Origin of the sequence: Nocardia sp. NBC_01499, assembly GCF_045040275.1 — a bacterium.
Classification (GTDB): Bacteria; Actinomycetota; Actinomycetes; order Mycobacteriales; family Mycobacteriaceae; genus Nocardia.
Map to the genome: position 1 here is coordinate 7407984 of NZ_CP109426.1, position 18122 is coordinate 7426105.

The following is an 18122-nucleotide window of genomic DNA, read 5'->3' on the forward strand; positions in this document are numbered from 1 at the left end:
ACTCGACACATGGTAGAACAAGTTCCAATTGCAGTATCCGATTCGTGCCGCCCTATCCGCCTATCCGACGGCGAGACCAGCGGCTTCCCGGCAGAACAGCCACAGTCGCCAGAGGTCGTCGGGGGTGTAGTGCGTGCGGCGCAGATAGTGCTCCTGGCGTATCCGGCGGTCGTGCCAGAACCGGCCGGACGGCAGCGTGGCCGAGGTGGCGGCGAGCCAGATCGCGGTGTCGGCACCCTCTGCGGGAGTGCGCAGCAGCGGTCGCATGAGTCGGTGGAAGGCGGGTAGCGAGGTGGTGACACCGGGCGTGTCGGCCCAGCCCGGATGCATGCTGTGCACCGAAATACGCTGGGGTGCATAGTGTTCGGCCAGTAGCGGAGTCAGCGCGACCTGCATCCGTTTGGTGCGGGCGTACGCCGTGGTGCCGGAATATCGACCGTGCCGGTATTCGGGGTCGTCGACGGCGAGCCGCTGGGCGTACATCCCGCCCGAGGACACCAGGATCACCCGGGCCTCGTCGGCCGCGTCGAGCAGCGGCACGAGCCTATCGGTGAGCAGCAGCGGGCCGAGCACATGTGTGGCCAGCGTGGTCTCGTGCCCGCCGGCGGTCTCGGTGCGGCTGGGCGGCAGCAGGCCAGCGTTGTGGATCAACACGTCCAGTCTCGGTAGTCGATCGATGAGTTCGTTCGCGCAAGCCGACACCGAATTCGGGTCGGACACATCGCACACCGTCACGGCGACATCGGCCGTCGGGTCGGCCGCCCGGATCTCCCGACACGCCTGCTCACCGCGCTCGCGGTCGCGCACGGCGAGCAGTACCGAGCCGCCGAGCCCGGCGAGTCCGGCCGCGATCGCCTTGCCGATACCGGAATTCGAACCGGTCACCAGTGCCGTTCGACCGCGCATGGCGTCGCGATGCGGGTCGTCCGCTGGCCAGTCGCGGCGGCGGAGTCGACTGCCGAGGCGGCTGTAGCCGGGCACGATCGTCCGGTCGAGCAGCGTGTCGAAGAAGCTGGGGTTGCCGGACGCATCGGTCATGGAGCAATTCTCCGGTGTGGCGGAAGAGTCCGGCAATAGCGATGCATGAACGTTGCATTGCGCTGCCGCCTCGCTAGAGTCGAGGCATGGGCATCGAGTGTTCGAGCGTCGTCGCGGCACCCCGGTCCGAGGTCTTCGCGTGGCATGCCCGACCAGGCGCGTTCGCGCGGCTCGCGCCGCCGTGGCAGCCGGTGTCGGTGCTCGCCGAGGCCGATTCGCTGGCCGACGGCAAGGCGGTGCTCGCCCTGCCGGGCGGGCTGCGGTGGGTGGCACGGCACGACCCCGCCGCCTTCGATCCGCCGCAGCGGTTCGTCGATCGGATCGCCGTCGACGGTCTCGGCTCGCTGCCGGCGGGTCTGCTGCTGCGCTGGCGGCACACGCATGACTTCGAGGTCGTCGACGACGCGCACACCAGGGTGCTGGATCGGGTCGAGTCGCCGGTGCCCGCGTTCGCCCTGCGCCCGATGTTCGACTATCGCTACCGGCAGCTGGCCGACGACCTGGCCGCGCACGCCGACGCGGCGCGAGCGGGCTTCGCGGCCAAGACAATCGCGGTGACGGGCGCGTCGGGACTGGTCGGCTCCGCACTGACCGCGTTCCTGACCACCGGCGGCCACACCGTGCTCCGCCTGGTCCGTCATGCGCCGAAAATCGGTGAAAGGCAATGGAACCCGGACGATCCCGCACCCGACCTGCTCGACGGGGTCGACGCGGTGGTGCACCTGGCGGGCGCTTCGATCGCGAGCCGGTTCACCGACGAGCACAAGCAGGCCGTGCTCGACAGCAGAATCGGACCGACCGAGCGGCTCGCCGCGCTGGCGGCCCGCGCCGGTGTGCCGACCTTCGTCTGCGCGTCCGCCATCGGCTACTACGGCTACGACCGCGGCGACCAGCGGTTGCTCGAAGACGCCTCGCGCGGTGACGGTTTCCTCGCCGACGTGGTCGACGCATGGGAGAGTGCCGCCGATACGGCCGCCGACGGCGGGGTCCGAGTCGTCAAGGTGCGCACCGGCATCGTGCAGTCGCCGCACGGCGGCGCCCTGCGACTGCTGCGGCCGCTGTTCGCGACCGGACTCGGCGGTCGGGTCGGTAACGGCGAGCACTGGCTGTCCTGGATCGGCATCGACGACATGGTTGACATCTACTATCGCGCGCTGTGGGACAACGACCTGTCCGGTCCGGTGAATGCCGTTGCCCCACAACCCGTTCGCAACAGCGAATACACCAACATCCTGGCCGGCGTGCTGCGCAGGCCCGCGCTGGTCCCGGTGCCCGAGTTCGGCCCGGCACTGCTGCTCGGTGAGCAGGGCGCCCGCGAACTCGCCGTCGCGAGTCAGCGGGTCGTGCCCGCCGTGCTCGACAAGGCCGGACATCGGTTCCGCACACCGGATCTGGCTTCGACGCTGCGTCATCTGCTCGGTCGCGCCCGGCACTGAGCCACGAGTTCAGCGGGTGAGCAGAATCTGGTGCACATCGAGGTAGCCGCAACGGAACCCGGCCTCGGCGTGCGCAAGATACAACCGCCACATCCGCCGGAAGATCGGATCGAAGCCCAATTCGGCGACCCGGTCGGTGCGCGCGTTGAACCGCTGCTGCCACAGCCGCAGCGTGTGCGCGTAGTGCTCGCCCATCGACAGTTGTTCGCGGACAACGAGTTCGGTGCGCCGTCCGGCCACATCGGCGAGCAGCCTGGTTGACGGAAGGAAGCCGCCGGGGAAGATGTATTTCTGCACCCAGGTGTAGGTGTTGCGGGTGGCGACCATGCGGTGGTGCGGCATGGTGATGGCCTGGATCACCGCGCGGCCGCCCGGGGCGAGCACCCGGTCGATGGTCTCGAAGAACGTGTCCAGGTATTCGTAGCCGACGGCCTCGATCATCTCCACCGAGACCACCGCGTCGAATTCGCCGCTCACCCGGCGATAGTCGAGCAGATCGATGGTGACGCGCTCGGCAAGACCCGCGGCGGCGATGCGGTCGAGCGCGAGCGCGCGCTGCTCCGTCGACAGCGTCACCGAACGCACCGACGCGCCACGGGCGGCCGCGCGCAGCGCCAATTCGCCCCAGCCGGTGCCGATTTCGAGCAGCCGGGTGCCTGGTCCGACACCGGCGCGGTCGAGTATCCGATCGATCTTTGCCTGCTGGGCGGCGGCGAGATCGGCCCACCGCGGCGGCGGCGCGGTCGCCGGGAACAGCGCGCTGGAATAGGTCAGCGTCTCGTCGAGGAACAGCTCGAAGAGATTGTTCGACAGGTCGTAATGCCTGGCGATATTGCCCCGGCTGTTCGCCTCGCTGTTGCGCTCGGCGGCGGGGTGTTTCGAGACATATAGTCGGCGCAGCGCGCGCAGCGGCGCGGGAACGAGGGTGTCGATGTTGGCGGCGAACACCGCGAGCGTCGCAGCCGGATCGGGCGCCGACCAGTCGCCCGCCATATAGGACTCGCCGAAGCCGATCAGCCCGCCGACGCCGAGCCGTGCGGTGAAATCGGCGGGACAGTGCAGGATCAGTCGCGGCGCGTCCGCCGCGCCACGGCCGAGGACCGTCCCGTCCGGGTACTCGACCCGGATCGGCAGCCTGCGCACCGCGCGCCGGAACAGCCGGTCCGCCACCGCCGCGGCGATCGCGGCACGGGTACCGGTCGGCACCCGCTCGACATCGGGCCAGTAAGCCGAGGGCAATGCTGTGACGTGCGATTGGATGGTCACTGCGAATACTCCTCTGAGTGCTTGGCCGGGCGGGGAACGAGAGGCAGTCCGCGCGCCCACAGATGCACGCCGTGCCTGCGAATGAGCGCCGAGACCACAAGTGGGGCAAGGGGTACCGCCACTGTCGCGCGCAGGATGGTACGGACGGTGGCCGATTGGCAACGTCCGGTCATCGAGGCGGCGAAAATCGGCTGGTGCTCGGTGAGGGTGATGGATACCCGCAGGCGATCGGTGGGTTCGGGAAGCCGCATCCGGTATTCGCCGCGTACCTCGTTGAACGGGGAGACGTAGAAGCGCTTCTCGGTGGTAGCGACGCCGTGGTCGTCGGTGCGTACCAGGTAGCAGTGCCGCTCGCCGTAGGTGTTGTGCACCTCCGCGATGACACAGACCAGGTCGCCCGCGCTGTCGCGGCACCAGAACAGCGACAGCGGGTTGAACACATAGCCGAACACGCGCGCGTTGGCGAGCATCAGCACCCGCCCGCCGCGCAGGTCGATGCCGTGCTCGGCGAGGAAGCCGTCGACGTTCGCGCGCAGGGTGCGGTTCGGGTCGCCGAGATGGTCGGCGGCGCGGAACCCGGCGAGCGGGCGCAGCCAGCGCGGCAGCCTCGGCATGTCGTCGAGATCGACCAGCCAGCTGTAGCTGCGGTAGCTGAACTCGTGGCGCAGCGGGGTGCGGCGGACATGGTGGATCCGGGTTCGGACGATCTGCGCTTTCATGAGATATGCGCTGCTGCAACGGGATTGGCTGTCCACCTGGCGCCGAGTCGCTCGGCGGCGCGTAGCCCGGACAGTGCACCGTCCTCGTGGAATCCCCAGCCGTGATAGGCGCCCGCGAATGCCACCCGCGCGCAACCGATCTCGCCGAGTCGGCGCTGTGCCGCCACCGAACCCGGGGTGTAGCGCGGATGTTGATAGACCATCCGATCGATGATCAGATCCGGATCCACTCGGTCTCCGTCGCCGAGGGTGACCAGGAATCGTGGCTCGTCGTCGAGCCGCTGCAGCCGGGTCAGGTCGTAGCTCACCAGCACTCGATCCGGCTGTGCCGTGCAGGACGGCAACCGATAGTTCCAGGACGCCCGTGCGCGCGGTGCCCTCGGCAGCACCGACGCATCGGTGTGCAGCACCGTGTGATTCACCGAATACGGCATGGCGGAAAGGATTTCGGACTCAGCGGCGGTCGGCTCGGCGAGCATTCGCAGTGCCTGATCCGGATGGGTGGCGATGACCGCGGCGTCGAAAACCCTGACCTCGTCCGCGTCGTCACGCACCGCGACGCCGTCGGGCAACCGGTGCACGGCCCGCACCGGCGTGCCGACCAGCACGGTGTCCAGTCGCGCGGCGACGGCGCGGACGTAGGTGGCCGAGCCGCCGGCGACGGTGCGCCAGGTAGGGGAGTCGAACACCGTCAACATGCCGTGATGGTCGAGGAAGGTGAACAGATATCGGGCCGGATATCGCAGCGCGGTGGCCGGATCGCAGGACCACACCGCCGCGACGAGCGGTGTGAGAAAGTGCGTGACAAAGTACTCGGAGAAGCCGTTCGCGACCACGAATTCCGCTAGCGTGCAGACCTTTTCGTCATCATTGGCCAATTCGGCGCGGGCCAGCCGATGCCACCGTGGTACCTCGGCGAGTAGGCGAAGATAGCGTCCACGAGTCAGCGACCGCGGCGCGGCGAACAGTCCACCGGCACCTCGGGCGCCCGCGTATTCGAGGCCGCAGCCGTCGCAGCGCACCGACATGCTCATATCCGATTCCTTGGTCGCGATGCCGAGCTCGCCGAACAGTCGCAGCAGCGTCGGGTAGGTGCGGTCGTTGTGCACGATGAACCCGGTGTCAACGCCGACCGGCGCGCCATCGCGCGCGGCGACCTGATGGGTGTCGGCGTGACCGCCGAGCCGGTGGTCGGCTTCGTAGAGGGTCACCGCCGCGGACCTCGACAACACCCAGGCCGCAGTCAGTCCGGCCACTCCGCTGCCGACGACGGCGACTCGACGGACACCGTCCGGCCTCGGCTCGATGTGCTGGTCCATGCGTTCCTCCTTGGCGGTCGCCCGCGGTGGGTGGCCGACCGGTTGCCACCGCAGTCAGGTGAGCGGGTCGCCGACGGTGTCCGCCATGCCGTGCCGTTGCCTCGATTATGCATCGTTTCGTTGGCTGGGCAAGATCCGAGTATCGCTACGCGGCCGTGGAGCGCACGGTGGGTCCCGTCGGGTGCGGTCGAACTTCGCAGGGACTTCGCCTGGGTGCTGTCGGCGGATTGCTCGCGGAATTGAGAAATCGGATCCGGCGCGGGCCTGCCCCGGGGACCGCCGCAAGCCATGATCGGCCTAGACCCGTCCGCGGATATGGTCTGGCAGCTCGGTCAGCTCAGGTGATCGATGGCCTCGGTCAGGCTGGCGACATGCCCCGCCGCCTCGGGCAGGATCACCGAATCCCAGCCTGGCCCGCCGACGAACACCCGCGACCCCGCGTCGAGGCACGCGCGCACCGCCGAGCTCAGCGCGGTCGATTCCTGCTGCGACCACAGCACCACCGAGGCGGACCGATCGTGCCGCGCGAGACTGTCGGTCAACGCGCCCGTCGGCACATCCGCGCCGAGCATGTGCGCGCTGACCTCCCGCTCGGCGAGCGCCGCGCGCAGTACTTCGAGCGGAAGCGCATGCGTCTCGCCGCTGGTGCATGCCAGCACCACCGGCTGCGGCGCTGGCGCGTCGGGTGGCGGATTGGTGCGATGCAGCACCGAGGTGATGCACCACGACAGCAGGTGCTCCACATCGATGCAGCGCTCGCCCGCACCCTGACGCGCGACGATGTCGGCGAATGCGGGGCGGCACAACCGATCCCACGTCTGCACCACGCCGTAGGCGCGGAAATGCGCCTCCAGGTAATTCGACACCGCGCGAGTCTCGAGCGTGAAAGCCGCGGCGAGTAACGGGAATCGGTCGCCGAGCCGGGGCGCCGGTCCGCGCACCGCCGCCGCCGCGCCCGCCGGGCTCGCGCCCTCCTGAATCAGCGTCAGCATCCGCGCGAGCAGTGCGATGTCGGCCTCGGTGTAGAGGCGGTGCTTGCCTGGGCGATGCTGTGGCGGCCCGATGTTGTAGCGGCGGTTCCAGCTCCGCAGGGTCGCCGTCGGGATGCCGAGACGCTCGGCAACCGCGCGGACGGTGTATCCGGCCGCGTCGGAAGTAGGAGCGGAACCGGCGGACATCGCCCTATTCTGCCTGTTCCGGTTCGCCCGATTCGCCATGCCAGGACGGTTGCGCGTCGCGCGGGGTGCCCGGCGCCCGTGGCATGGCGATCAGCTCCGCACGGTGCTGGCCGCGGTGGCGCCGCACAGCAGGCCCCAACCAGCCGCGACCGCGATCGCCTTGCCGCGCTGCGGTCGGCCGCGCAACGCGATCCCGAGGATCGTGGCATCGGACATATCGGCCATGACCCTGGCGGCGATGGCCAACCGAAGTGCGTTGCGCGTCGGCGCGGCCAGCATGGCGAGCCCGGAGGCGACATCGCGCAGCGCGGTCATCCTGGCCACGGCACGCAGGGCGGGATCGTCATCCGACCAGCCGCACGGTCCGAGCATGACCGAGGGCCGCGCCGCGACCGCGACGCCATATCCCGCGGTGAGCGCGCCTGCGAGCCTTGGCAGCCAGGGAAAGTTCACCGGGTCCTTCTTGAAATCGTCAACTTGAATCGATTGTGCATCGTTATCGGTTAGTATGGTGGAAGTCGTCGATTTCCGAGGAGTTCGCGTGACATCTCGAATGCTGCGGTATCCCGTTCGCCTGCTGGTAGCCATGGCCGGACTGGCCGTCTCGATACTGGCCATGGGTAGTGCGCAGGCAGCCCCAATGTCCGTCGCCGCACCGGCACCTGTGCCGTCACTCGACCTGAACCGGTATCTCGGCACCTGGAATCAGCTCGCGGCGGTGCCGCAATACTTCAACCTCGTCTGCGCTCGCGACACACAGGCGAACTACGCGCTCGACCCGCAGGGCAACGTCTCGGTGCGCAATACCTGCACCACCTGGTCGAACATGAACAACGAAATCGCAGGCACCGCAACGGTCAACGACCGGACGACGGGCGCACAGTTGCACGTCAGCTTCCCAGGAGTGCCCACTCAGGAGCGGATCGACGGGCCGACCAACTACATCGTGACCGCACTCGGCCCGGACTACTCCTGGGCGGTCGTCACCGATCCGGGCCGCGTCTCCGGCTTCGTCCTCGCCCGCGCACCGATGCTTGACGCGGCCGAGTGGCAGCGGGTGCGCGCGGAAATCGTTGCCGCAGGCCAAGATCCGTGCCTGTACCTGACCTCACCGAGCACCGGTGGCCTAGCGGACATCGTCCCGCTCTGCACGATCTGAGCTCGCCCTCCGGCGCCCGCGAGGGTCGCGTCGACGGTATCGGGCTGAGCCGCCCGCGACACCGTGGCGCCACCCTCGTGGGCGCCGGAGGAGTTTCACTTCACCCTTCGAAGAGGAGCAGATGACCGTCACCGTCGCCCTGTTCACCCGCGACCTGCGGGTGCGCGACAACCCGGTGCTCACCGCCGCCCATCGCGAAGGTGCCGCGGTGGTACCGCTTTTCGTCGTCGACGACGCCATCGCGGCGGGGCGTTTCGCCTCGCCGAATCGGGCGCGCTTCCTGGCCGCCGCGCTGAGCGAGTTGGACGCGGAGTTGCGGGGGATCGGTGGTCGGCTGGTGGTGCGCCGCGGTGATGTCGTCGAGGAAGTGGCCAGGGTGGCGGCGCAGGTGCGGGCCGACAGCGTGCACATCGCCGCCGACGTGAGCGGTTACAGCCGCAGGCGCGAAGTGGCGCTGCGGGAACGGCTCGAGCAGCACGGTTGTCTGCTGTACAGCCACGTCGCCTCGATCACCGCCGCCGACCCCGCCGAGCTCGTCCCGTCCACCGGGCGGGACCATTTCGCCGTCTTCACCCCGTACTTCCGGCGGTGGGCCGAGGCGCATCAGCGCAAGCCGTTGGGGAAGCCGCGCGAGCTCACCATGCCATCGGTGACGAGCGATCCATTGCCGGAAGCCGACCAACTCTGCGCGGGCCCGACCTCACCACAGCTTGCCGTCGGTGGCGAGACGACGGGGCGAAAGGTGCTGCGGGACTGGCTGTCCGGGCCGATCGACGGCTACGAGGACAACAACGACGACCTGGCCGCCGACGCCACCTCGCACCTGTCGCCGTATCTGCACTTCGGTTGCGTCTCCCCGGTCGAGCTGGTGCACCGGGTCGACATGTCGACGCCGGGCGGCCATGCCTTCGCCAGACAACTGGCCTGGCGCGACTTCCATCACCAATTGCTCGCCGCCAGACCGGATGCCGCGTGGTCGGACTATCGGCCGCGATCGATCGCCTGGCGCGATGATCCGCAAGCCGTCGCGGCCTGGCGGGACGGCCGCACCGGATATCCGGTCATCGACGCGGCCATGCGGCAATTACGTGCCGAAGGCTGGATGCCGGGGCGCGCCAGGCTGATTGCCGCCAGCTTCCTCGCCAAATCACTGCGCGTCGACTGGCGCGTCGGCGCCGAACATTTCCTGCGCTGGCTCGTCGACGCGGACCTGGCGAACAACCAACTCAACTGGCAGTGGGTGGCCGGCACCGGCACCGATACCAGGCCCAATCGGGTGCTCAACCCGCTGCGCCAAGCCAAGCGCTACGACCCGGACGGCGCCTACGTGCGCCGCTGGCTGCCCGAACTGGCGCATATCGCCGGTGCCGCGGTGCACACGCCGTGGCGCGAAAACGTCGATCCCGCCGCTTATCCGGCGCCGATCATCGAATGCGTCGGCATGTAGCGCACCGATATTGGCCAAGATGGCGTTATGCCCTTCCTAATCCAGGGCGCCAGGTCTTGAATCGATACATCAAGGCTTTGCCTTCCTCGAGGAAAGGGGCCTGTGATGATGGGCACCGTCGATATCATGATCACCATCGGTCGCGTACTGGACACATTGCAAAAGGCGCTGTCGCTGCTCGTCCTCGGCGGCTGAATACGGATCACGCTGTCGCGTCGACAGCTTGCCCGCGCGGCAGCGAGACCGTGAAGACGGCGCCTTCGCCCGGTTCACTCTGCACCGTGACGCGCCCGCCGTGCGCCGCCACCAGCGCGTGCACGATCGAGAGGCCGAGTCCGGAGCCGCCGCTGGCCCGGGTCCGCGAGGTGTCGGTGCGGTAGAAGCGCTCGAAGACGCGGGCGGCGGCGTCGGCCGACAAGCCGGGCCCGGAATCGATCACGTCGAGGCGCACCTCGTCGCGAAATGGGGTGAGCCGCACCATGACAGCGGCCTCGGGCGGGGTATGCGCGAGGGCGTTGCCGAGCAGGTTGGCGAGTACCTGTCGCAGCCGCGGTTCGTCGCCGATCACGTCCATCGTGCCCTCCCCGTCGTCGACAACCACGCCGATGCGTCGCTCGGGCGAAGTGGGCGTTGGCTTTTGGCGCGCGGCCACGGCTTGGGCGTTGTGCACGGCATCGCCGGCCAACGCAAGCAGATCCACCGGTTTGCGTTCTAGGGGGCGCTTTTCGTCCAGCCGCGCCAGCAGCAGTAGATCCTCGACGAGCAGCCCCATGCGCTCGGCCTCGGACTCGATGCGGCCGACCACCATGGTGGCGTCGGTGCTCGCGCCCTGCCGATACAACTCGGCGAAACCGCGGATGGTGGTCAGCGGAGTCCGCAGCTCGTGGCTGGCGTCGGCGACGAACCGGCGCATCTTGGCCTCCGAGCGCCGGGCCGCCTCCTCCGAAGCCTCGGTCGCCGCTACGCCGTACTGGATCTGGGCGAGCATCTCGTTCAACGAGCGGGCCAGATGATCGACCTCGGTGTCAACGCCGCGTACCGGGACCCGCCGGTGCAGGTCGCCGCCCGCGATGGCGGCCGCGGTGTCCTCCACCTCGCGCAGCGGACGCAGGCTGCGCTGGATCACCAGATAGCCGACAATGCCGAGTGCGACCAATGCCATTGTGCCGGTGGCGATCTCGAAGAAGATCAACCGGGAGACCGTCTCTTGATTGTCGGTGAGCGGCAATCCGATGGTGGTCGAGCCGTACTGGTTCGAGGTGGTCAGTACGCGCCAGTGCACCGACGAGTCGTCGGCGGATCTGACCGTTGCCGGGGAGCTACCGGTTTGGCCGTCGAGATCCGGTATACCTGAGGCGTTTCCGCCACCGGGCACCTCGAAGAGCACCTGACCGCCCGCGCTCTTGTGCAGCTCGAAGAACCGGCGCGGTTGTTCGGCCGCCGATCGGGGCGTCGGCGGCAGACCGGGGGCGTCGGCGGGAACCCATTGCACGGCACCGTCGTTCGTGCGGACCTGCTTCATCTGCCGCGGCTGGGCCCAGCCCCGTGCCGCGTCGAAGAGCTGCTCGTCGGTGCGCTGGGTCAGCGACTGGCTCAACGCCGAGGTCACCGCCGCGCCCGAGGCGATGAGCGCCGTCGCCGTGAGCAACAGCAGCGCGATCACCAGCCCGATCCGTAACGGGACGGACGCCACTCGGCGCGACAGTCGTGCGCGCGCGTTCATGCCCGGCTCGACTGTGGTTCGCGCGGCAGGTGACCAACCCCGAGCGCGCCGGCACCGATCCGCGCGAGATGTGTCCCGATCATGAGCACATGATCGCGCCGCTACCGCTGTCGGAGCTGCGAGCGAGCTGGGTATCTCCTGTGAGCAACGGACCAGGGGTGTCCGCACCGCGCCGTTGCGCTGCGGACACCCGGGCCGGTTGGCTTGTGCCGATCAGCGGTGATACGGCGTAAAGACCTAGTACCCATTCGGCGGGCTCATCACCCCCACGATGTTCGGATCGCCCGGTGAGCGGCGAGTTCGATCGCGCGCGTGAATTCGCTGAATCTCATCGGGCCGCGCCGAGGCCTTGGCTACCGTTGGCGGCGTTGACCGATCCGATCTGCGTGGGGAGTGGCGATGGCGATCATCGATGCGTGGGCACAGCATCCGACGCCGCGGATGGTGGAGCACGACATGTTCGATTCGCTGCGGCGGTGGGGTGCGCCGCTGCCGACCGAGCAGCCGCCGGTCGCGGCCACCGTGGCGGCCATGGACGCGGGCGGTGTCGACCTCGCGTTGATCAGTGCCTGGTACGGGCCGGAGGGCGTGCTGATCTCCAATGACGAGGTCGCCTCGTTCGTCGCGGAATCCGACGGCAGGCTGGTCGGCGTCGCCTCGGTGGATCTGCGCAAGCCGGTCGCCGCGGTCCACGAATTACGCCGCGCGGTAACCGAATTGGAGATGAAGGCGCTGCGCATAGTGCCGTGGTTGTGGGGCCTGCCCCCGAACGACCGCCGCTATTACCCGCTCTACGCCGAATGCGTCGAACTCGGTATCCCGTTCTGCACCCAGGTCGGCCACACCGGCCCACTGCGCACCTCGGAGACCGGCCGCCCGATCCCTTACCTCGACGATGTCGCCCTCGACTTCCCGGAACTGACCATCGTCGGCGGCCACATCGGCTACCCGTGGACCACCGAAATGATCGCGGTCGCCACCAAATACCCCAACGTCTACATCGACACCTCGGCTTACACCGTGCGCCGCTACCCGCCCGAGTTGGTGACCTACCTGAGAGGCCACGGCCGTGGAAAAGTGTTGTTCGGCACCAACTTTCCGATGATCATGCCCGACCACGCCCTGGCCGGACTCGATGATCTGGAGCTGGACAAGGAAGTTCGCGACCTGTTCCTCGCAGGGAATGCCCAACGGGTCTTCCGCCTGGACGAGGTATGAGTTCTGTGCCCGACGTGCAGCCACGTAACCCAGCATCCGCACCGATCAGCAAGGTCCGCAGGACCTGACCGGCTTCGTCAGGAGGACGCCGATCGATCCGGCAACCATGTCCGTCCGGGCCGAATCCATTCCCGAGCCTTGATCATTCGGCGCGCCGCCCGCTGATTCCGCCCGATCAACCGCTCGAGATAGAGACGCCCCGCGAGATGGTCGGCCTCGTGCTGCAGGCAGCGTGCCAGATATCCGGTGGCTTCGACTACGACCGGACGCCCGCTCACATCCACACCGGTGACCCGCGACCATTGCGCGCGCCCCGTGGGATACCACTCGCCAGGCACCGACAGGCAGCCCTCGAGGTCGTCGTCGGGATCGGGCATGGTTTCCGGAATCTCGGAGGTCTCCAGGATCGGGTTGACGACATAGCCGCGATGGCGAACCGAGCCGTCCACCAGGTCATAGACGAAAACCGCTCGGGCATCGCCGATTTGATTCGCGGCCAAGCCCGCCCCGTTGGCGGCGGTATTGGTGTCGAAGAGGTCGTCGACGAATGCTACGAGTTCGTTATCGAAGGTGGTGACCGGGGTTGCCGGGGAGGTCAACCGAGGGTCGCCCGCGATCACTATTGGTCGAACAGTCATGCAAAACAGAGTACTCAAATACGAGTAGTCGTGACAGACTAGAGGTGTGAACGAGACACGGTTGTTCGTGCTTGCCGCCCTCGCCAAGCGGGGCCCGATGCACGGTCATCAGTTGCGCCGCGACGCGCGGCTGGATCGTGCCGAACTGTGGTCTCGGGTCAAACCCGGTTCGCTGTACGGTGCCCTGCATCGGATGGAGGACGAGAACCTGATCCGGCCACTGCGGACCGAGCAGCAGGGCGGACTACCGGCCAGAACCGTCTACGAGATCACCGATGAAGGGCGCCGCGAACTGCGCGTGCTGCGCGAAGAGGCCTTCACCGACGTCGAAATCCGGCCCGACGTAGTCGATCTCGCGCTCGCCGTCAGTGCCGACCTCGACCGTGAGCTCCTGCGCGGCTACCTCGAGGACCGCATCGCCGCGCTCCGCGCCCGAAGCTCCCGCATCGAACACCAACTCGACCGCCGCTGGCCGGACCAGAACACGATCGACGACCTCGTCGTCGACCACGCCAGAATGCGCATCCAATCCGAAATCGACTGGCACGAAAAGGTTCTCGTCAACATCGATAAGCTCGAGTCACCGCGCTGAGGGGGAACTGATGGCGGTGGCCTCTCGCGATATGCCGCCGCCAGTTCCCCGTGATCATTCGTCCAGAACGGGCACCGTCCGCTCAGTGGCGGCGGATGCGGAGGATGTTGTCCTTGCGGGTGCCGGGTTGTCCTTCGGGGCTTGCTTGTTCGCGTTCGATGAGGTCGTCGACTTCGACGGTCCATTCGGTGGGGGCGAGGTGCAGGGCGGAGTTGACCTCGGCGGTGGTGGGGAAGTGGATGTCGCGGGGTGGTTCTTGGACCCAGCTCGGCCATTCGGCGTGGCCGACGATGAGGAGTTGGCCGCCGGGGGCTACGGCGGCCGCGGCGCGGCGGAGGATCGTTTCGCGTTCGTCGGCCTGGGCGACGGGGGAGTGTAGGTACTGGGCGGTGACCAGGTCGAACCGACCGTCGGGGAAGGAGTTCGCGAGATCGTGGCGCTGCCAGTCGATGTCGGTGATGCCCTGTTCGGCGGCGCGGGCGCGGGCGCGGCCGAGTGCGGTCTCCGAGACGTCTACCGCGGTGACCCGCCAGCCGTGTTGGGCAAGCCAGATCGCGTCGGCGCCCTCGGCGCAGCCGAGGTCGAGGGCGGAACCGGCTGGGGCCGCATCGAATTCGCGGACGAGCAGGAAGTTGGGTGAGCCGGACCAGATGCGTTCCCGCTCCTGGTAGAAGTTCTCCCAGTACGCCACCGTATCGCTGGCGCCGTCGTGGGTGTGTGTCTCGGTCATGGACACCACAATCCACGGACCAGGCTGAACCGGCAAACTTCTTTGCTAGTTCAGCAACAGCTATTCGGGCGTCTCCTGGTCGACCGCATGATCCTCGACGAGCAGGGCGGTCCGATGCCCGGATCCCCAGCCGACGTGCGCTTCGGCCCGCATCCGCTCGACCATGTGCGGATAGTGCAGCTCGAACGCCGGACGCTCGGACCGGATCCGCGGCAGCTCGTAGAAGTTGTGCCGCGGCGGCGGGCACGTCGTCGCCCATTCGAGCGAGTTGCCGTAGCCCCACGGGTCATCCACGGTGACCACTTCCCCGTATCGGAAACTCTTGAAGACGTTCCAGATGAATGGCAACATCGAGGCCCCGAGGATGAACGCACCGATGGTCGAGATGGTGTTCAACGTCGTGAAACCGTCGCTTGGCAGGTAGTCCGCGTACCGCCGCGGCATCCCTTCGGCCCCCAACCAGTGCTGCACCAGGAACGTGGTGTGGAAGCCGATGAACGTGGTCCAGAAGTGCCACTTACCGAGCCGCTCGTCCATCATCCGCCCGGTCATCTTCGGGAACCAGAAGTAGATACCCGCGAATGTCGCGAACACGATGGTCCCGAACAACACGTAATGGAAGTGCGCCACAACGAAATACGAGTCGGTGACGTGGAAGTCCAGCGGCGGGCTGGCCAGGATGACACCGGACAGCCCACCGAACAGGAAGGTGGTCAGGAAGCCGAGGGAGAACAGCATCGGCGTCTCGAAGGTCAGCTGCCCGCGCCACATGGTGAAGATCCAGTTGAAGAACTTCACCCCGGTCGGCACCGCGATCAGGAACGTCATCAGCGAAAAGAACGGCAGCAGAACCGATCCCGTCGCATACATGTGATGCGCCCACACCGCCACCGACAGCGCACCGATCGAGATCGTCGCGTACACCAGCGTGTTGTAGCCGAACAGCGGCTTGCGGCTGAACACCGGGAAGATCTCGGTGACGATGCCGAAGAACGGCAGCGCGACGATGTACACCTCGGGATGCCCGAAGAACCAGAACAGGTGTTGCCATAGCAGCACGCCGCCGTTGGCCGTGTCGTAGATGTGCGCGCCGAGATGCCGGTCTATCGCCAACGCGAACAACGCCGCGGTGAGGATCGGGAAGGCAAGCAGCACAAGGATACTGGTGACCAGGATGTTCCAGGTGAAGATCGGCATCCGGAACATGATCATGCCTGGCGCGCGCAAGCAGATGATCGTGGTGATCATGTTGACACCGCCGAGGATGGTGCCGAGGCCGGACAGGATCAGCCCCATGATCCACATATCGGCGCCCGTGCCCGGGGAGTGCTCGAAGGTGCTCAGCGGCGTGTAACCGGTCCAGCCGAAGTCGGCGGCACCGCCGGGGGTGACGAAGCCAGCGGTCGCGATGGTGGCGCCGAACAGGTACAGCCAATAGCTGAACGCGTTCAGGCGCGGGAACGCGACGTCCGGCGCCCCGATCTGCAAGGGCAGCACCGCATTAGCGAAGCCGAACACGATCGGGGTCGCGTAGAACAGCAGCATGATCGTGCCGTGCATGGTGAACAGCTGATTGAACTGTTCGGTCGACAGGAACTGCAACCCAGGCCGCGCTAGTTCGCCGCGCATCAGCAGGGCCATCAGCCCGCCGATGAAGAAGAACGACATCGCCGTGACCAGGTACATGACCCCGAGCACCTTGGGATCGGTGGTCGTGATCATCTTCCAGAGGTAGGAACCCTTCGGCCCCAACCGTCGTGGATACGGTCGAACCGCCTGAAGTTGTTCGGTCTGCGTCACACTCACGGCCGCCGCCACCTTCCGAACCGCCGTCCAACGGGGGGCCGGCGCGACCGGCCTACATCAACCAAACCATGTGATCACTGTCTCACGCCAGCCCTTGATCGACTTTGCCAAAGGTTAGCCATATCAGCTCGAATAGGGTCCGCCAACTGGGCTTCTGTGACTGGGTAAGCTCATCGAAGTCGGTCCGAACTCATACGCCCTGGGTATCAGGGGTATATGAGACCGTGGACCGATGCGCGCCGATACTCGGATGCGTACGGTGAGGGCACTTCACCCGACAGGCGGGGGCCGAAATGAAGAGTTGGATTCGTTGGGTAGCGCTGCACGGCGGACCGGGCAGGTATCTGAGAACGCGGGCCCGCCATGGCGATCCGTTGTCCGAGATCCTGACGAGCTCGCGCACCGGCCGCAGCCCCTACCCGCCGGGTGCGCGCATTCGCGAGCAGGGCCGACTGGTCCGTACCCCGTTCACCCTGGTCTCCGCAGACCATGAGGTCTGCCGAAAGATTCTGCGCGACAAAAACTTCGGCGTGACACCGCCGGACGGAATCAACATGCCTGGCCCGATGCGGCGGCTGGTGCGGGCCACCGACCTGAAACTGGCCAGCCCGGTCGAACCCCCGTCGATGCTGGTGGTCGATCCGCCGGAGCACACGCGATACCGCAAACTCGTCGCACAGGAATTCACCCCGCGCGCGGTCGGCCGCCTGCGCGATCGCATCGGCGAGGTGACCGGGGAACTGCTCGCCGACCTGGCCGCCCGACCGAACGCCGACCTGATCGAGCATTTCGCCCTCCGGCTTCCGGTGGCGATCATCTGCGAAATCCTTGGTGTGCCAAGGGAAAAGCAGGACTTCATGCTCGAGCTCGGGCACGCGGGCGCGCCGCTGCTCGACGTCGGAATCCCCTGGCGCACCTTCCGCGGCGCCGTCGCCGCGCTACGGGCGAGCGAGGAGTTCATCGAAGGACATATCGCGCGGCTGCGCGTCGATCCCGGCGACAACATCCTGAGCGAACTGGCCGTCAACGGCAGTCTGACCATGCCCGAGCTGAAGGCGACCGCGGCGCTGGTGGCCGGTGCCGGTTTCGAGACCACCGTCAACCTGCTCGGCAACGGCATGGTGGCGCTGCACGAGCACCCGGACCAACTCGACCTGCTGCGGGCCGAACCGGACCGATGGCCCAACGCCATCGAGGAGATCCTGCGATTCGACAGCCCCGTGCAGATGACCTTCCGAACCGCGTTGTGCGACACGGAGATAGCCGACCAGACGATCGCGCGCGGCGAGACGGTGGCGCTGCTGCTCGGTGCGGCCAACCACGACCCCGCCGTCTTCGCCGACCCCGGCGCCTTCGACGTCAGCAGGACCAACGCGCGCGAGCACCTGTCGTTCAGCAACGGCGTGCACGTCTGCCTCGGCGCCAGCCTGGCCAGGATGGAGGGTGTGGTCGCGCTGTCCGCGCTGTATGAGCGCTTCCCCCAGCTGCGGCTCACCGACACCCCCGAGCGCCGCAGGCTCGTCAATCTCCGTGGCTATCAACGGATACCGGCCGCGCCGGGACTGCCTGCGGCTAGTCGGACCGCCTGATCCCGGTCAGAAATCGAGCGGGTCGCGAATGAGCATGCCCTCCACGGCACGCAGCCGATCGCTCATGGTGGACAGCAGATCGATGGAATCGTGCGAGAGGCCGACCGCGGTATGCACCAGCCTGCGCAGCCGAGGGCTGTCGATCGAGCTGGCCACGGTCGCGTCGTAGTCGGTCGGTGTGGTGTCGAAAGGTCGGACGAGCTGGTCGAGATCCACGGCGAAGTACTCACAATCGGTCATCTGGCCCCCTGGGACCATTGTGGG

General features: G+C 67.4%; 17 protein-coding genes. 6 read left to right on the forward strand and 11 right to left on the reverse strand.

Going from position 1 to position 18122, the window contains the following annotated elements:
• Nucleotides 1-60: 60 nt before the first annotated feature.
• Nucleotides 61-1038 (reverse strand): SDR family NAD(P)-dependent oxidoreductase, encoded by a 978-nt coding sequence (locus OG203_RS33980; protein WP_405161305.1) that lies wholly within the window; start codon nucleotides 1036-1038, stop codon nucleotides 61-63.
• Between the two features lie 86 nt (nucleotides 1039-1124).
• Here OG203_RS33980 and OG203_RS33985 point away from each other — a divergent pair, with 86 nt between their 5' ends.
• Nucleotides 1125-2474 (forward strand): TIGR01777 family oxidoreductase, encoded by a 1350-nt coding sequence (locus tag OG203_RS33985; RefSeq protein ID WP_405161306.1) that lies wholly within the window; start codon nucleotides 1125-1127, stop codon nucleotides 2472-2474.
• Nucleotides 2475-2483: 9 nt separating this feature from the next.
• Here OG203_RS33985 and OG203_RS33990 read toward each other — a convergent pair whose 3' ends face one another.
• The 5 genes from OG203_RS33990 to OG203_RS34010 all read right to left on the reverse strand — a co-directional run bounded on the left by OG203_RS33990 (nucleotide 2484) and on the right by OG203_RS34010 (nucleotide 7409).
• On the reverse strand, nucleotides 2484-3740 hold the full coding sequence (locus OG203_RS33990) for a class I SAM-dependent methyltransferase (protein ID WP_405161307.1): 1257 nt from the start codon (nucleotides 3738-3740) through the stop codon (nucleotides 2484-2486).
• Nucleotides 3737-4459, reverse strand: coding sequence for a DUF1365 domain-containing protein (locus tag OG203_RS33995; RefSeq protein WP_405161308.1), 723 nt, complete (start codon nucleotides 4457-4459; stop codon nucleotides 3737-3739). The genes OG203_RS33990 and OG203_RS33995 overlap by 4 nt, the downstream gene beginning before the upstream one ends.
• Nucleotides 4456-5778, reverse strand: a complete 1323-nt coding sequence (locus tag OG203_RS34000) for an NAD(P)/FAD-dependent oxidoreductase (protein ID WP_405161309.1) — start codon at nucleotides 5776-5778, stop codon at nucleotides 4456-4458. Before OG203_RS34000 ends, OG203_RS33995 begins: the two co-directional genes overlap by 4 nt.
• Nucleotides 5779-6110: 332 nt before the next feature.
• On the reverse strand, nucleotides 6111-6956 hold the full coding sequence (locus OG203_RS34005; protein ID WP_405161310.1) for a MerR family transcriptional regulator: 846 nt from the start codon (nucleotides 6954-6956) through the stop codon (nucleotides 6111-6113).
• A gap of 90 nt (nucleotides 6957-7046) precedes the next feature.
• A complete protein-coding gene (locus OG203_RS34010; RefSeq protein WP_405161311.1) occupies nucleotides 7047-7409 on the reverse strand; it encodes a hypothetical protein in 363 nt (120 codons plus the stop codon).
• A 163-nt stretch (nucleotides 7410-7572) separates the two neighbouring features.
• Between OG203_RS34010 and OG203_RS34015 the strand changes: the two genes are divergently transcribed.
• Nucleotides 7573-8115: a lipocalin family protein gene (locus tag OG203_RS34015; protein WP_405168097.1), complete on the forward strand. Its 543-nt coding sequence runs from the start codon at nucleotides 7573-7575 to the stop codon at nucleotides 8113-8115.
• 121 nt (nucleotides 8116-8236) lie between these two features.
• Nucleotides 8237-9562, forward strand: coding sequence for a cryptochrome/photolyase family protein (locus tag OG203_RS34020; protein WP_405161312.1), 1326 nt, complete (start codon nucleotides 8237-8239; stop codon nucleotides 9560-9562).
• A gap of 202 nt (nucleotides 9563-9764) precedes the next feature.
• Here the strand turns inward: OG203_RS34020 and OG203_RS34025 are convergent, their stop codons facing one another.
• Nucleotides 9765-11285, reverse strand: a complete 1521-nt coding sequence (locus OG203_RS34025) for a sensor histidine kinase (protein ID WP_405161313.1) — start codon at nucleotides 11283-11285, stop codon at nucleotides 9765-9767.
• Nucleotides 11286-11684: 399 nt separating this feature from the next.
• Here OG203_RS34025 and OG203_RS34030 point away from each other — a divergent pair, with 399 nt between their 5' ends.
• Nucleotides 11685-12503, forward strand: a complete 819-nt coding sequence (locus OG203_RS34030; RefSeq protein WP_405161314.1) for an amidohydrolase family protein — start codon at nucleotides 11685-11687, stop codon at nucleotides 12501-12503.
• Between the two features lie 77 nt (nucleotides 12504-12580).
• Here OG203_RS34030 and OG203_RS34035 read toward each other — a convergent pair whose 3' ends face one another.
• Nucleotides 12581-13141, reverse strand: coding sequence for a peptide deformylase (locus OG203_RS34035; RefSeq protein ID WP_405161315.1), 561 nt, complete (start codon nucleotides 13139-13141; stop codon nucleotides 12581-12583).
• A 46-nt stretch (nucleotides 13142-13187) separates the two neighbouring features.
• On the opposite strand from OG203_RS34035, the gene OG203_RS34040 reads away from it, so the two are divergent.
• The gene (locus OG203_RS34040; RefSeq protein ID WP_405161316.1) at nucleotides 13188-13733 is read left to right on the forward strand and encodes a PadR family transcriptional regulator; all 546 of its coding nucleotides are present in this window, start codon (nucleotides 13188-13190) and stop codon (nucleotides 13731-13733) included.
• Between the two features lie 82 nt (nucleotides 13734-13815).
• On the opposite strand, the gene OG203_RS34045 is transcribed toward OG203_RS34040, so the two are convergent.
• Together OG203_RS34045 and ctaD are read right to left on the reverse strand one after the other, a co-directional pair.
• Nucleotides 13816-14463, reverse strand: a complete 648-nt coding sequence (locus OG203_RS34045) for a class I SAM-dependent methyltransferase (RefSeq protein ID WP_405161317.1) — start codon at nucleotides 14461-14463, stop codon at nucleotides 13816-13818.
• A gap of 60 nt (nucleotides 14464-14523) precedes the next feature.
• Entirely contained in the window at nucleotides 14524-16269 is a 1746-nt protein-coding gene (gene ctaD / locus OG203_RS34050; RefSeq protein WP_405161318.1) for a cytochrome c oxidase subunit I, read from the reverse strand.
• A gap of 293 nt (nucleotides 16270-16562) precedes the next feature.
• On the opposite strand from ctaD, the gene OG203_RS34055 reads away from it, so the two are divergent.
• Nucleotides 16563-17858 carry a cytochrome P450 gene (locus OG203_RS34055; RefSeq protein ID WP_405161319.1) on the forward strand — a complete coding sequence of 432 codons (1296 nt, stop codon included), beginning with the start codon at nucleotides 16563-16565 and terminating at the stop codon, nucleotides 17856-17858.
• Between the two features lie 6 nt (nucleotides 17859-17864).
• Here the strand turns inward: OG203_RS34055 and OG203_RS34060 are convergent, their stop codons facing one another.
• Nucleotides 17865-18098, reverse strand: a complete 234-nt coding sequence (locus OG203_RS34060) for a hypothetical protein (protein ID WP_405161320.1) — start codon at nucleotides 18096-18098, stop codon at nucleotides 17865-17867.
• Between the last annotated feature and the right edge of the window lie 24 nt (nucleotides 18099-18122).

Coding starts and splice junctions, on each gene's coding strand:
- OG203_RS33980 (WP_405161305.1), bottom strand. CDS start 1,038: ATGACCGATGCGTCCGGCAACCCCAGCTTCTTCGACACGCTGCTCGAC.
- OG203_RS33985 (WP_405161306.1), top strand. CDS start 1,125: ATGGGCATCGAGTGTTCGAGCGTCGTCGCGGCACCCCGGTCCGAGGTC.
- OG203_RS33995 (WP_405161308.1), bottom strand. CDS start 4,459: ATGAAAGCGCAGATCGTCCGAACCCGGATCCACCATGTCCGCCGCACC.
- OG203_RS34000 (WP_405161309.1), bottom strand. CDS start 5,778: ATGGACCAGCACATCGAGCCGAGGCCGGACGGTGTCCGTCGAGTCGCC.
- OG203_RS34005 (WP_405161310.1), bottom strand. CDS start 6,956: ATGTCCGCCGGTTCCGCTCCTACTTCCGACGCGGCCGGATACACCGTC.
- OG203_RS34015 (WP_405168097.1), top strand. CDS start 7,573: ATGGGTAGTGCGCAGGCAGCCCCAATGTCCGTCGCCGCACCGGCACCT.
- OG203_RS34020 (WP_405161312.1), top strand. CDS start 8,237: ATGACCGTCACCGTCGCCCTGTTCACCCGCGACCTGCGGGTGCGCGAC.
- OG203_RS34025 (WP_405161313.1), bottom strand. CDS start 11,285: ATGAACGCGCGCGCACGACTGTCGCGCCGAGTGGCGTCCGTCCCGTTA.
- OG203_RS34030 (WP_405161314.1), top strand. CDS start 11,685: ATGGCGATCATCGATGCGTGGGCACAGCATCCGACGCCGCGGATGGTG.
- OG203_RS34035 (WP_405161315.1), bottom strand. CDS start 13,141: ATGACTGTTCGACCAATAGTGATCGCGGGCGACCCTCGGTTGACCTCC.
- OG203_RS34045 (WP_405161317.1), bottom strand. CDS start 14,463: ATGACCGAGACACACACCCACGACGGCGCCAGCGATACGGTGGCGTAC.
- OG203_RS34055 (WP_405161319.1), top strand. CDS start 16,563: ATGAAGAGTTGGATTCGTTGGGTAGCGCTGCACGGCGGACCGGGCAGG.
- OG203_RS34060 (WP_405161320.1), bottom strand. CDS start 18,098: ATGACCGATTGTGAGTACTTCGCCGTGGATCTCGACCAGCTCGTCCGA.